The organism is Patiriisocius sp. Uisw_017 (assembly GCF_047731265.1).
Classification (GTDB): Bacteria; Bacteroidota; Bacteroidia; order Flavobacteriales; family Flavobacteriaceae; genus Patiriisocius.
The window spans coordinates 541252-555546 of sequence record NZ_CP159835.1; the positions used below are offsets into that span (position 1 = coordinate 541252).

A 14295-nucleotide genomic window follows, 5' to 3' on the forward strand; every position below is an offset into this window, starting at 1 on the left:
TTTCTAATCAAAAGATCATGTTTTTCTGGTGATTTATAGATTCTTGGTGAATTGCTTTATAAATTCTTAGGATAAATTCTTCACTTAACTTGTGTTCTTCGCCTTCTAATATCATTTTTCCCAAAACCTCATTCCAGCGTTTTGTTTGTAAAATAGAAACGTTATTCTTCTTTTTTAACAAGCCTATATCATCTGCAATTTTCATTCGCTTACCCAAGGTTTCTAAAAGTTGGTGATCCATCACGTCAATTTTAGTCCTTAAAGTGTTTAGTTTGTTATTATATTCTATTTGATCTCCTTCTTCCACTCTAATTCTTAAATCTACCGTCATTTGATCTAGACTGGCTGGCGTAATTTGCTGTGCAGCATCACTCCAAGCACTATCTGGATCATAATGAGTCTCTACCATAAGCCCATCATAGTTTAAATCTAACCCTGTTTGGCATAGATCAAAAATAAGATCGCGTCTCCCTGCAATGTGTGATGGATCGAGTATTAGCGGTAAATCTGGAAACTTATTTTGAAGATCAATAGGTATTTGCCATTCTGGATTGTTGCGATATGTATTCTTCTCATAGGTTGAAAAACCTCTATGAATAACCCCCAAATTTTTAACTCCAGCTTCATAAAAACGTTCCACTGCTCCCAGCCACAATGCTAAATCTGGATTCACAGGATTTTTAATAAGCACCACTTTATCGGTGCCTTTTAAAGCATCTGCAATTTCTTGTACTATAAATGGCGAAACTGTGGTACGAGCTCCAACCCACAAAATATCAACATCATGCTTTAAGGCCAAATCCACATGCGTTGCATTCGCAACTTCTGTAGTGGTGAGCATACCTGTTTCTTCTTTTGCCTTTTGCAACCATTTTAAACCCAATGCTCCCACACCTTCAAAATTACCGGGACGTGTACGTGGTTTCCAAATACCTGCGCGCAAAACAGTGGCATCTGTATCTTTTAATTGGTGTGCAATTTTAAGCACTTGTCCTTCTGTTTCTGCACTGCAAGGGCCAGCTATTACTAATGGATGGGCTAATTCCATATCATTTAACCACGTGCGTAAATTTTTGTTATTCTGCATAGTTCAGTTCTTTTTCTTTTGAAATTGTAAAAGTATTGTTTTCTAAATTTTGTTTGTAGGTTCCTAGTATTTTTAATTCACTAGTCGCTTTTTTAAGCATCATAATAACCTCTTGAAATAGTGTATAATCTTCAAATAATACATCTATAAAAAAAGCATATTGCCAAGGCTTACCTTGGATTGGAAAAGATTGAATTTTAGTCAAATTAATACCAAAAGTACCCAGAAGTTGCAATACGTTTGACAAACTTCCAATTTCGTGATTGAGTTCAAATTTTAAGGATGCCTTGTTTACATCACTCTCAATATTTGAATTTTTTCCTAGAATCACAAAGCGTGTTTTGTTTTCTTTTATGGTTTGTATTTTACTGTCTAAAATTGTCAAACCATATTTTTCTGCAACTTGTTTCCCTGCAATTGCCGCCACATTTTTGAGCCCCAATTCTTTAATCCTCTTAGCCTCAGACGCAGTGTCTTTTCCTTCGATAATCTTACAATGCGGCTGCAAACGTTGAAGATATTCTGTACACTGTTGTAGTGCTACAGGATGTGAATGCACCTCATCAATATCGTGAATGGTTTGTCCAGGAATTGCCATCATATACATGTCTATGGTGAGAAATGTTTCGCCTAAAATTTTAAAATTTCCGTGGTCAATCAAATTATAATTGGGCAGTATTGATCCCGCGATAGTATTTTCTATAGCGATGACACCAAGATCTGCTTTATTTTCTTCAATTGCTAAAGTCACATTTTTAAAGGAATTACACGGTACTAAGGTAAATGCTGTTTCGGGGAATAACTGCTGCACAGCCATGTCGTGAAAAGAACTTTCGATACCTTGAATTGCGATTTTTAAACTCATAATTTTAAAATTTGGATAAAAAAAATCCCGAACATTTTGTTCGGGATTAAATATGATATGTATTAAATTAACTACACAAACAATCCCGATTTCTCTTTAAAGTAGAAATACCAGAAATTAAAAAATGTAGTGTTATATGTCATTGCTTATAATATGTGTAACGAAACTAGAAAAAAAATTCTTGTAAACAATGCTTTTTTCAGTATTATTTTTTTAAACTAAAATTATTACTTATTTGTTAGTCATTTAATAGTCTTCTCACTAATTTTGAAATAGATACAACACCAATGTCAATAGAAGTTAAAAACATTAATAAGACCTACGGAAAACAAAACGCCCTTAACGATGTTTCATTTAATATTGAAAGCGGAGAAATTGTTGGGTTTTTAGGCCCAAACGGTGCAGGAAAATCTACCTTAATGAAAATCCTAACAACCTTTCTACCTACTACCGAAGGTATTGCCATTGTAAATGGTTTTGATGTAGTATTAGAACCTAAGAGGGTTCAAAAAAATGTTGGATATCTTCCAGAACACAATCCGCTTTATTTAGAAATGTACGTTCGTGAGTATTTAGAATTTAATGCAAACGTTCACAAAATAGCAACTTCTGAAATAGAAAAAGTTATTTCACAAACAGGATTAGCATCTGAAGCTCATAAAAAAATACACGAATTATCTAAAGGGTATAGACAGCGCGTAGGATTGGCAAATGCATTATTGCATGATCCTCAAGTTTTAATTCTTGATGAACCTACAACGGGATTAGACCCTAATCAATTGGTTGAAATTAGAGCCTTAATTAAAGGCTTAGGAGGCAAAGAAAAAGGAAAGACAATTTTGCTTTCCACACACATCATGCAAGAAGTAGAAGCTATGTGCGACCGGGTTATTATCATTAATGAAGGACGTATTGTTCTGGATAAAAAATTAAAAGAACTTACTGAAAGCAAACAACAAATTATTGAAGTTGAATTTGATTATAGAGTCGAAGAAGTGGCATTGCAAAAAATCAATAATGTCTCTAAAGTTGAAAATTCAAAGGGTTTTGCATATCAGATTTATTGTGATACCGAAAAGGATATGCGCGGTGATGTTTTTGATTTCGCCCACGACAACGGACTAAAAATATTACAGTTACACAAAAAGAACCCCACTTTAGAAAAGCTATTTATTGAATTAACTAGTCAAAAATAAACGGTCCGATATATGCTTCTACCTCAATAACTGGAGGTGCATTTTTTGAAATTACATGCCCTACACTCACAAAAGAACCTCGAATAGATTGTTGTAGATTTACGACAAAATCGCTACTATTTCGATGAAAAAAAATCAAATCTTCTATAATCAACTCTGGCGCGCTAACTGCTCCATTACCACCATAAAACCTAAAATATGATGGAGCAGCAGTTCCTTTTAAATAGTATCTAGAAAGACCGTTATACACAATTGAGGGGTTCTGCACAAAGAGTTCAATCTCAAAATCCCCGTTTGTATTTTCAATATCTTCTTCTCCTTGATCTTCGCTAATCAATGCTAAATTAGGATGTTTTAAAGCTCCTATACTTTTTATAGGAAATCCAGAATCAGTTCTAATTTCTGAAATATTAGGACCCGTAATAGTTACAGCAGTAATACCATAATCACGTATTAAATTATAGTTGTTATTATTTGAAGTTGATTATCAACCAACTTCAAATCAATGGCTGGTAGTAAATTTTCTCCTGTTTCTAGGGTAACAAGTTGTTGGGCTCCCTGTTTTATATATAAGCGTATTTGTTTTCTTACCAATATTTTATAAAAATCTAAAACCGTAACTTGAGTTTCGATTATGGCACCAGATGTTTGTAAACAATCTATGGCATTTCTAGAATTACAGTTTACCAAGTTTTATTCCCATATGTTTTTTTATACAAGGCAATAGATAATCCTCTAGGATGACCAAGTATTAAATGAGATAAATCTGGATTGTGTTTTATAATATTTCCGTAAAAGTAATCTGCGTCAATAGCATAAAATTTTTTGATGAAGAAATGGTCGTGTCTTGAGCCCTTATAGGGCTATAAATAAAGAGCAAGCAAGTAATATACTGTATTTCATACCAAATAGCGCGCTTACTTTATTCGAAAATTAGTTTTCCTGTAAACAACTCTTGAACATCAACTAAAGGAGGTCTATTTACTGAAATAATATCACCAGTACCTAAAATCCCCCCTCTAATTTCTTGTAGTGGATTGACTATCATTTTATTTGCACTTCTAGAAAACACATTTAGCTTATTTACACGAAGATGCCTGCCTTCAAGTCTTGGATTTTCATCATCAAACCTAAAGAGTCCCAAATTAACATCACCTGAAAGAAAAAACACACTCTGACCATTTGCAAAGACAGACAACTCTTCACAAGCCAAATTCATATAAAAATCACCTCCTTTTCTAGGGCTTTCTACAACGACTGAGGTATTACTTTGAAGTATTAACTCTGGAAAAACCAAGCGTCCTCTGCCTATTACATCATAGCTAGAAGCATTTAGTATTTTTTTTAAGTCTGGAGTAATAACTGTTGCTACTGTTATTCCATAATCTCTGACAAAATTACAGCTATTTGTATCTTTAATAATTAATATCTCACCAGCGACAACAACCTCAACATCATTTAACAAGTTTTCTCCAGACTCAATTTTCACCTCTTGGATGGGACCTTGTTCTACAATAAGTGTTACTTCTCCTTCAATTTGAATTTGAGTAAATGCTTCAGTAGGCACTGTAATTTGAATAATACTACCAGCTGCTTGAAAGCAATCGCTACTATTCTCTGAATCACATCCTAGAACCGCAACTAGTACGGCACAAAAATATAGGTATCTACTGTGTTTAAATTTCATTGCTTTAAATTCTAATTCCTACTCCAAACTCTACAGCCTCTGCCTTTGCGGCATGCGTTTTTAAGGTTATGGCTCCGAAAATATTTTTTGTAAAATAATATTTTAATCCTAGTCTTAAATAAACCCTACCCTCAAATTTATATGGATAATAGGCGTAGTAACCTACTTGTGTCAACAATGATAGTTTATTTATGTGTAACTCATGACCAACAAAAACCCCTACCCGCCGGTAATCTTCCTCTCCAGTGGAATTACTGCTTGGAAATGCTACCGCTTCATAATCTATTTGGGTTTCTAAAAATTTAGAATTGAAATATTCTGCACCTAATTGAATAGAACTTTTACGACCCAAACGTTTATCTGCATAGGCAGAAACAATCCAGAATGGTCGTTGCCCTAAACCAATATAATCACTTTCATTAATCCCTCCTCTTAACACTAAATTAAAATGTATCGGCTCCGTGATTTTAGGTAAACTATCCTTTTTAGTATAATTCCTAGGGGTATCAGCATCTATTTCATAAGTCATCCCAAGGTTTGCTGTAATGGAATTTGTACTGGAATTTGGTGATTTAAAGCTCGCGTTTGAATAATGAACTAATGTAAGTCCAGCCTGTATCCCAAAACCTTTAAAGATATTACGCTTCGTATAATTTAGCATTATATAACTAGATCCAGAAAGTGCACTTCCATAGGCGTTATTTTTAAAATTTGTATCCTCATCATAAGGATTAGTCATGTAAGAAATCCCCGTTGCCAGCCGTAGCATTATGTTACGTTTCAAAAAATAAAAATTGTAATGACCATAAAGACCTAAAGCATTTCCTAAAACATTGTAGTTACTGTCTTGGAACAACAATGAATAACCGTAATCTGGGTAATTGAACGCTTGCTCCCAATCATTTTCGCCATACGTTTTGCGACTGTACCCCAAAATAAGACCTTCTGGATGGCCTTTAATCAAATGAGATATATCTTTATTATGCTGTAAAATGCTGCCATAGAAATAATTAGAATCCAAAGAAAAATTTGAGATTGGCTCTTGCCCAAAACTGAAAATACTATATAAAAAAAATGTAAAAAACAGTTTTCTGAACATAAACACAAATAAAAGCAATTTGAAACATTTTAAAAAGGCAAATTTGACAAATCAACATTGCCTCCTGATAAAATAATACCTACTTTTTTGTTTCTGAAATGTTTTGGCTCTCTTAGAATGGCGGCTAGGGGTACCGCGCAAGAAGCTTCAATTATTATTTTTAATCGTTCCCACTGTAACCGCATGGCCTGTATTATCTCTTCTTCTTCTACGCGTATTATTTCTGAAACCAACGCTTTTATAATTGGGAAGTTATTATCACCCAAATGTGTTCTCAATCCGTCTGCTAGTGTTTTTGTAGTTTCATTATATTCAATCCTTCCAGACTTCAAAGACCTGTATGCATCGTCCACAGCAAAAGGTTCTCCTGCAAACGTTTTACAATTAGCTCCATAATAATGTGCCGCCAAGGCCGTGCCAGCTAGCAAGCCTCCACCGCCTACTGGAGCCACTATAACATTTAAATCTGGGTGTTGTTTTAATAATTCTATTGCTGCAGTACCTTGTCCTAAAATAACCTCCATATTATTTGATGGATGTAAAAATGTAGCGCCTGTTTTATCCTGAATTTCTTTAGCTGTTCTTTCTCTCCCTTCTAAAGTAGGAAGTGATTGCGTAATCATACCTCCGTAACTTGCCACTGCTTCTTTTTTTACTTGTGGCGCATTGGAAGGCATCACAATATATGCTGGAATGTTTAGGTTTTTTGATGCTAAAGAAACTGCTTGCGCAAAGTTACCCGAACTATGGGTCACGACTCCTCGTTTTTTTTGTTCTTCAGATAATTGGAGTAGAGCATTAACAGCACCTCTCATTTTAAAAGCACCCATTTTTTGAAAATTCTCACATTTAAAAAACAACTCAGCACCAGTAAGTTCATTTAATAATCTCGATGTAAAAACAGGAGTTTGATGGACATGAGGAAGCACCCTATTGTAGGCTTCTTCAACAACTTTTTTTAATGGAATCATATTTTAAAATTATTAAAAAGAATGTAGTTGTTCTTTTCTTATTCTCCAGAAGCTAAATCTGCTAGGGTAGTACCTTCGTAAATCTTAAGGTTTTTATCTCTCACTTTAATCATAAAATGATGAATAGAACAGGAATCTTCATCTAAGCAATCATCGCATTTTTTGTAAAAATTGAGGCTTACACAAGGCACTAATGAGATGGGACCCTCAAGAACTCGATATACTTCAGCAATAGAAATATCGCTTGCAGCTTTTGCCAACATATAACCACCGCCTTTCCCTTTTTTTGAAGTAAGTATATCGTTTTTCCTCATCATAAGAAGAATACTCTCTAAAAACTTGAGTGAAATATTTTCTGCTCTGGCAATTTTTGAAATCTGAACTGGGACACCCTGATCTTGTTTTGATAGATACGCGAGTGCTTTTAGCCCGTATTTAGTTTTTCTTGAAAGCATGTCTTGAGGAGTTTACACAATTTTACTGCTATTTAACGTCATAGTATAAGAAATTTTCACACTATTTTCTAATGTTATCGAAACTGAACAGTATTTTTCAAAACTCAGTGCCGCTGCTCTAATTGCTTTTTTAGGATCGATCTTTCCTTCTAAAAAAACATGAACAATGATGCTATTAAATGGTTTTGCTTCTTTAACTACTTCACGATCGCCAACCACCTCTATGTGATAGCTCTCAATTTCTTGTCGCTGTTTTTTTAAAATTGAAATCACATCAATTGCACTGCAACCGCCCACTCCCATTAACAATAACTCCATAGGACTTGCTCCATAACTTAGTCCATCTACTTTAGAATCTATCATCACTGGAACACCGCTTGCACCTTTTGCCTCAAACAAAAAATTTGAGTTCTTTCTTTCTAAACTAACTTTCATTTATTGATTTTTAAAATAAAATTTATTCAAGTATAAAATTATAAATTTATACTTCAAGAGTTCAACAATGTTTGAAGAATGTTTCAATAAATATTTTTAATACTGTCTTTTACTTGCTAATTATAGGTGATTGCCCAAGAACTAACTGCGGGTTTCCTTGAAGCTTCCTTTGGAAACTATAAAGGGAGATCGCCAGTATCCTATGGTGTTCAAATACACATTGGCCTGTGGCGAAAAAGAACAAAAACAAGAAAGACTGTTCTCATTAAAAGAAATTGATGAAGATGCTGGAAAATATGTTCTTGATGAAAACAATGGCGTCATTCTTAATACAAAAGTGATCAACAACGAACTACAATTGTTTATTTGAGGTTAGCGGAAATATGCTTACTAAATTCATAACCTTCTTTGAAAATCGTCTATTGTTTAAAATAACCTTCACCAAACTGGCGCAGAAGAACACAATTGGAGGTGTTTCTAAAGAAACTCCTGAAGTATTTTCATACCCAATCACAACAGTGCAACAAGCCGTACCTTTAAAGCAATAGTATTTTCGATTTTTAAATTAAACCTGTACCTTTGGCTCCAATCTAAGAGGAAAGATTTGACTGCTTGCAACCTCTTCGCGAAATGAGAAATTTCGAGATAAAATGCTAAATCAGAATTTTACAAGTATTGTAATCTCCCCTGACAGAATACATCAAATCTACCTTAGAATTTTTAATCTAAAAAAAAATCGTTTTTATGGCATATCTATTTACCTCTGAAAGTGTTTCAGAAGGTCATCCAGACAAAGTTGCAGATCAAATTAGTGATGCACTCATTGACAATTTTTTAGCATTTGATCCACAATCTAAAGTTGCTTGTGAAACATTAGTAACTACTGGCCAGGTGGTGCTTGCTGGCGAGGTTAAGAGTGATGTCTATTTAGACGTTCAAAAAATAGCAAGAGATGTAATAAATAGGATTGGTTATACCAAAGGCGAATATCAATTTGATGGGAATTCTTGTGGTGTTTTGTCTGCAATCCACGAACAAAGTGATGATATTAATCGCGGAGTAGACAGAGCTTCAAAGGAAGAACAAGGAGCTGGTGACCAAGGCATGATGTTTGGTTACGCTACTAATGAAACTGAAAACTATATGCCATTGGCACTAGATTTATCTCACAAAATTCTCCAAGAACTAGCTGATTTGCGTCGCGAATTAAAAGATATTCCTTACCTAAGACCAGATTCAAAAAGCCAAGTTACTATTGAGTATAATGATGATAACACGCCTGTAAGAATTGACGCCATTGTTATTTCTACACAACACGATGCTTTTGACTCCAATGACGAAAGGATGTTGGCAAAAATCAAAAAAGACCTAATAGGGATTTTAATACCACGCGTTAAAGCAAAATTGAAACCTGAAATCCAAGTGCTATTTAATGATCGTATAAAATACCATATAAATCCTACAGGAAAATTTGTGATTGGAGGACCTCACGGAGATACTGGATTAACAGGACGTAAAATAATTGTAGACACTTATGGCGGTAAAGGAGCACACGGTGGTGGCGCATTTTCTGGAAAAGACCCTAGTAAAGTAGATCGATCTGCGGCCTATGCAACGAGACACATTGCAAAAAACCTTGTTGCTGCTGGTGTTGCTGATGAACTTTTAGTACAAGTTAGCTACGCCATTGGCGTTGTAGAACCTATGGCTATATTTGTTGACACCTATGGAACATCAAAAGTGACTAAAACCGATGGAGAGATCGCAAAAATAATTACTGGCTTATTTGATATGAGACCTGCGGCTATTGAGGAACGACTCAATTTACGCCAACCTATGTATAGCGAATCTGCTGCTTATGGTCATATGGGACGTGTTAATGAAATAGTTTCAAAAACCTTTAGCCTACCTAATGGTGAAGATAAAACAATGGACGTAGAATTATTTACTTGGGAAAAACTAGATATGTTAGAACAAGTAAAACAAGCTTTTGGGCTTTAGACAAAAAAGAAACCTCCATTTTCATTTGATGAATTTGGAGGTTTCTTAATTAGTTTTTATTTAAAAAACACCATTTTTTATCACAGTTTGTGTAGCAATACTTATAAATCCAGTAAACTCAAAAGCTCCTACAAAAAACGCTCCATCATCGCTAGTAATAACTAAGCTAGAATTAGCATTTCCACGATTTGTATGAGCATCGTATCCTCCTCCCGTATTGAAAGGTATACATCTTAACTACCAAGTATATAGGTTCCCAATCCTTCATTTGCACTTTCAGAAGTAGCAAAAAAGAAATTAAATTGACAATTGCCTTTAAACACAACTTCTTTAGGCCCCATCATGATTGGCCTTTAGACAAGCACAAAACCTCCCTTGTTTGAAAAAGTTAATTTATTATTTGCTGTGAGTTCCGCTTGAGCCATTGCGTAATTTGGAATGGGACCACTAGACTATACACTTTCCATAGTCAAATAACAGGAACCACAATATTTGTGAGGGTCGTTCCCAGTGTTTCTCCGTTCCCTACGGCAAAAGAACAAACCAGCCCACTAAAATTGTTAGCGATGTTTTCTACTGCATTGCTAAGATCAATTCTCAATAACCTTTAGTAAGGTCAAAAGCAGCAATCGACTACCTCGGGGCAGCACCCCCGAAATATTAAAATCATAAAAAATAAAATCCAAAATTAAAAAAACAGAATCAGATCCTAGCGGGTATTAAACCCTAAAAGTCAATAAATGTATAATGAAGCAAAGGTTATTATTCCGTGATTCAGAAGAAAGGCAGAGGGGAGAGCTTTAAAAATTTAGATGCGGTAATTCCAATTGTAACTTTTTAATTTTCTGTTCAATTGAAAGTAAAAACTCTTTGTGGGACATTGAATTTTCATCAAATGGACGGTGCTGTAATCCTTTTTGAATAATATCGATTTCCCTTTGAAACGGTTCGGTTTCCGAAGAAACCCAAACATGCTTGAACTTTTCCCATATAATTGAGATGGCTATGTTATTAGGATGCAACATATCCTCCTGGTAAAATCTATAATCACGTAACTCATCTAGAACGATTTCATAAGCGGGAAAGTAATGGCTGTGATTTAGAGGTTCCACATTCTCGTGAACGCCAGCTAGCAAATGCGCTTTACTCCTAGAATTTTCAACAATACCTTCTTTTATATGACGTATTGGCGATACCGTATACACTATCTTCGTTTTATGATTAAAATCCTTTATAAGCTTCTCCATTGCTGAAACAGAACCACTCACCTCATCTGGACTAAGCAACTCTTTCAAAAACAATTTCTGAGGAAGTTTATAACAATTAGCAACAAGCGTGTCGCTTTCTATCTCTCGATATACCCAAGACGTACCAAAGGTTAGTATTATATGAGTTGCTTCTTTAATAGTAGTATTTAAAACCGAAAGTTGATCGTTTAAATTCGCTAAAAAATCCTCTTTATTCCTTGCTGAAAGTTTTGAATGAACTTCAAAACAATGCCATTGTTCATTATGGAAGAAAACATCTTCTTCCGTAAAAAATTCTTGATTGATTGCTCTTGTAACTATTTTTTCAATCGCAACCGGATGAAACAAAATCCCAAATGGGTTTACACTATTCTGAAACTTAAAATGGCTAAGTTTTTCACCTATGTTCTCCGCAAAACAACTTCCTAACAACAACACATTGGCGTCATAATCAATCTGATTCCTTTCGGGTTTTAAAGATATTGTTGTTTGTAGTTTCATATGTTTGGCCCACCCTGCCGTACCTCTAATTAAATTGAGGATGCATTACAGAGGCACTTTTTTTTATTTATTCTATATATCCCTTCGCCTCTTCCAATGCTTTTGCAATCCCGGCAGGATTCTTTCCTCCAGCTGTTGCAAAAAATGGTTGCCCACCTCCACCGCCTTGGATATGTTTACCCAGTTCTCGAACAATTTGCCCAGCATTAAGACTTTTTTCTCTTGCTAACTCCTTGTCAATAAAACATGTTAGCAAAGCTTTTCCATCTATTTTACTTCCTAATAACACAAATAAATTAGGTATTTCACCCCCTAATTCGTGAACCAAATCTTTCATTCCACCCGCATCTAAATCTACTTCTTTAGCTAAGAAATTGACACCGTTTACTTCCGTGATTTCATTTTTCAAATCCGCTTTTACATTTTTAGCTTTTTCCTTTAAAAGTTGCGCTACTTGTTTTTGAAGTGTATTATTCTCTTCTTGTAAACTTTGCACAGCTTTTACAGGATCCTGCGCGTTATTTAATGATTTTTGAACTTTTGAAAACGCCGTACTTCTGTCAATAAAATATTGCTTTGCCGCATCACCTGTAATAGCTTCAATTCTTCTAATCCCACTAGCTACTGCACCCTCACTTGTTATGATAAAATGCCATATTTCGTTAGTGTTAGGCACATGAGTTCCTCCACACAATTCCATAGAGTTACCAAATTTTATCGCGCGCACCACATCTCCATATTTTTCTCCAAACAGTGCAATTGCTCCTTCTTCTAGAGCTTGATCGTAAGGTATATTTCTTCGCTCTTCTAAGGCCAACCCTTCTCGAATACGGGCATTTACAAAATCTTGCACTTCCATCAATTGCCCATCTGTCACTTTACTAAAATGTGAAAAATCAAAACGTAAGTTACGACTGTGCACCATCGAGCCTTTTTGAGCTACGTGTATTCCCAAAACGTTGCGCAATGCTTGGTGCAGTAAATGAGTTGCTGTGTGATTAGAAGCACTTCTTGAGCGCTGTAGTTTATCTACAACAGCATTAAAAGAAGCTTCTAAAGATCGCGGTAAGTTTTTTGCAAAATGAACAATAAGATTGTTCTCTTTTTTGGTGTCAATTATATAAACTATTTCACCATTATTAGCCTCTAAATATCCTTTATCTCCCACTTGTCCTCCGCCTTCAGGATAAAAAGGAGTTAGATTAAAAATAAATTGATACAACTCACCGTCTTTTTTACTTTCTACTTTGCGGTATCTTGTGATTTTTATTTTAGTATTTAACGTATCGTATCCAACAAATTCTTGAACATCATCTTCAGCTAAAACCACCCAATCTCCTGTGGAGATTTTTGTTGCAGAACGAGATCTGTCTTTTTGTTCTTTTAAGGCAGCTTCAAAACCGGCTTCATCAAGTTCTAAACCGCGCTCTCTTAATATGAGAGCTGTTAAATCAATTGGAAAACCAAAGGTATCGTATAATTCAAAAGCTTTTACTCCTGAAACTGTTTTGCCTTTTGTTACTTCAATAATATTTTCAAGTAAGACCAATCCTTGATCTAACGTTCTCAAGAAAGAAGCTTCTTCCTCTCTAATCACATTGGTTATTAAGTTCTTTTCCCTTTTGAGTTCAGGAAAAGCAGCGCCCATTTGTTTTGCCAAAGTATCCACCAATTTATATATAAAAGGATCCTTGGTGTTCAAAAACGTAAACCCGTACCGTATAGCACGTCGAAGAATTCTTCTAATTACATATCCAGCTCCCGTATTGCTTGGCAATTGTCCATCTGCAATGCTAAAAGCTACTGCGCGCAAGTGATCTGCAATAACTCTAACCGCCACATCTACCTTGTCATCTTTACCGTAGTTGCTATTTGTTGTCACCTCAATTTCACGAATTAAAGGCGTAAAAACATCTGTATCGTAGTTGCTTTGTTTGCCTTGTAATACCATACACAAGCGCTCAAAGCCCATTCCTGTATCAATGTGCTTGTTTGGCAATGTTTCGAGACTTCCCTTTGCCTTTCGGTTGTATTGCATGAAAACGAGGTTCCATATTTCCACCACATGAGGATGGTCCATATTTATTAAGGTTTTCCCGTCAACCTTCGCTTTTTCTTCCGCAGAGCGAATGTCTACGTGAATTTCTGAACAGGGTCCACAAGGCCCTTGTTCACCCATTTCCCAAAAATTATCTTTTTTATTACCTGTTAAGATTCGGTCTTCAGCGACATATTGTTTCCAGATATCATATGCCTCTGTATCCATTTTGAGATTGTCTGCGTCTTGGCTCCCTTCAAAAACAGTTACATATAAAATATCAGGGTCAATTTTAAAAACTTCAGTTAACAATTCCCAAGCCCAAGCTATTGCTTCAGTTTTAAAATAATCTCCAAAACTCCAATTTCCCAACATTTCAAAAAGGGTGTGGTGATAGGTATCATAACCCACCTCCTCTAGATCGTTGTGTTTTCCGTTTACACGTAAACATTTTTGAGAATCTGAAATGCGATTATTCTTAGGAACAGCGTTGCCTAAAAAATACTCCTTAAATGGAGCCATCCCACTATTTACAAACATTAATGTAGGGTCATTTTTTAAAACCATTGGCGCCGATGGAACAACATCATGCGATTTAGATCTAAAAAATTCTAAAAACTGTGAACGTACTTCATTAGATTTCATAAACTGTAGCTTTGACACTTTAATTTTAGGGAACTCCCCAAACAATTTCTATCTTTGTGTAACGTTGC

General features: G+C 35.2%; 15 protein-coding genes. 4 read left to right on the forward strand and 11 right to left on the reverse strand.

Features of this window, described 5'->3' with window-relative positions:
* Positions 1 to 7 precede the first annotated feature (7 nt).
* Entirely contained in the window at positions 8 to 1087 is a 1080-nt protein-coding gene (locus ABXT67_RS02475; RefSeq protein WP_415375709.1) for a chorismate mutase, read from the reverse strand.
* Positions 1077 to 1952: a prephenate dehydratase gene (locus ABXT67_RS02480; RefSeq protein WP_415375710.1), complete on the reverse strand. Its 876-nt coding sequence runs from the start codon at positions 1950 to 1952 to the stop codon at positions 1077 to 1079. The genes ABXT67_RS02475 and ABXT67_RS02480 overlap by 11 nt, the downstream gene beginning before the upstream one ends.
* 287 nt (positions 1953 to 2239) lie before the next feature.
* On the opposite strand from ABXT67_RS02480, the gene gldA reads away from it, so the two are divergent.
* Positions 2240 to 3148 carry a gliding motility-associated ABC transporter ATP-binding subunit GldA gene (gene gldA / locus ABXT67_RS02485; protein ID WP_415375711.1) on the forward strand — a complete coding sequence of 303 codons (909 nt, stop codon included), beginning with the start codon at positions 2240 to 2242 and terminating at the stop codon, positions 3146 to 3148.
* On the opposite strand, the gene ABXT67_RS02490 is transcribed toward gldA, so the two are convergent.
* The 7 genes from ABXT67_RS02490 to ABXT67_RS02520 form a co-directional block, all read right to left on the reverse strand.
* Positions 3135 to 3602 carry a GIN domain-containing protein gene (locus ABXT67_RS02490; protein ID WP_415376905.1) on the reverse strand — a complete coding sequence of 156 codons (468 nt, stop codon included), beginning with the start codon at positions 3600 to 3602 and terminating at the stop codon, positions 3135 to 3137. The two genes, gldA and ABXT67_RS02490, sit on opposite strands and share 14 nt — an antisense overlap.
* The gene (locus ABXT67_RS02495) at positions 3602 to 3838 is read right to left on the reverse strand and encodes a GIN domain-containing protein (RefSeq protein WP_415375712.1); all 237 of its coding nucleotides are present in this window, start codon (positions 3836 to 3838) and stop codon (positions 3602 to 3604) included. The genes ABXT67_RS02490 and ABXT67_RS02495 overlap by 1 nt, the downstream gene beginning before the upstream one ends.
* Positions 3839 to 4070: 232 nt before the next feature.
* Positions 4071 to 4835 carry a head GIN domain-containing protein gene (locus tag ABXT67_RS02500; RefSeq protein WP_415375713.1) on the reverse strand — a complete coding sequence of 255 codons (765 nt, stop codon included), beginning with the start codon at positions 4833 to 4835 and terminating at the stop codon, positions 4071 to 4073.
* A 4-nt stretch (positions 4836 to 4839) separates the two neighbouring features.
* Positions 4840 to 5856 (reverse strand): acyloxyacyl hydrolase, encoded by a 1017-nt coding sequence (locus ABXT67_RS02505; RefSeq protein ID WP_415375714.1) that lies wholly within the window; start codon positions 5854 to 5856, stop codon positions 4840 to 4842.
* 107 nt (positions 5857 to 5963) lie between these two features.
* Positions 5964 to 6905, reverse strand: a complete 942-nt coding sequence (locus ABXT67_RS02510) for a pyridoxal-phosphate dependent enzyme (protein ID WP_415375715.1) — start codon at positions 6903 to 6905, stop codon at positions 5964 to 5966.
* Between the two features lie 38 nt (positions 6906 to 6943).
* Positions 6944 to 7360: an RrF2 family transcriptional regulator gene (locus ABXT67_RS02515; RefSeq protein ID WP_415375716.1), complete on the reverse strand. Its 417-nt coding sequence runs from the start codon at positions 7358 to 7360 to the stop codon at positions 6944 to 6946.
* A gap of 12 nt (positions 7361 to 7372) precedes the next feature.
* Positions 7373 to 7795, reverse strand: a complete 423-nt coding sequence (locus ABXT67_RS02520) for an OsmC family protein (RefSeq protein WP_415375717.1) — start codon at positions 7793 to 7795, stop codon at positions 7373 to 7375.
* Between the two features lie 169 nt (positions 7796 to 7964).
* Here ABXT67_RS02520 and ABXT67_RS02525 point away from each other — a divergent pair, with 169 nt between their 5' ends.
* The 3 genes from ABXT67_RS02525 to metK all read left to right on the forward strand — a co-directional run bounded on the left by ABXT67_RS02525 (position 7965) and on the right by metK (position 9796).
* Entirely contained in the window at positions 7965 to 8165 is a 201-nt protein-coding gene (locus ABXT67_RS02525) for a hypothetical protein (RefSeq protein WP_415375718.1), read from the forward strand.
* Positions 8166 to 8178: 13 nt separating this feature from the next.
* Positions 8179 to 8343 (forward strand): hypothetical protein, encoded by a 165-nt coding sequence (locus tag ABXT67_RS02530; RefSeq protein ID WP_415375719.1) that lies wholly within the window; start codon positions 8179 to 8181, stop codon positions 8341 to 8343.
* A gap of 196 nt (positions 8344 to 8539) precedes the next feature.
* A complete protein-coding gene (gene metK, locus ABXT67_RS02535) occupies positions 8540 to 9796 on the forward strand; it encodes a methionine adenosyltransferase (RefSeq protein ID WP_415375720.1) in 1257 nt (418 codons plus the stop codon).
* Positions 9797 to 10596: 800 nt separating this feature from the next.
* Here the strand turns inward: metK and ABXT67_RS02540 are convergent.
* Both ABXT67_RS02540 and alaS read right to left on the reverse strand, forming a co-directional pair.
* Positions 10597 to 11544: a GSCFA domain-containing protein gene (locus ABXT67_RS02540; RefSeq protein WP_415375721.1), complete on the reverse strand. Its 948-nt coding sequence runs from the start codon at positions 11542 to 11544 to the stop codon at positions 10597 to 10599.
* Between the two features lie 67 nt (positions 11545 to 11611).
* Positions 11612 to 14227, reverse strand: a complete 2616-nt coding sequence (gene alaS / locus ABXT67_RS02545; RefSeq protein WP_415375722.1) for an alanine--tRNA ligase — start codon at positions 14225 to 14227, stop codon at positions 11612 to 11614.
* Positions 14228 to 14295: the final 68 nt, after the last annotated feature.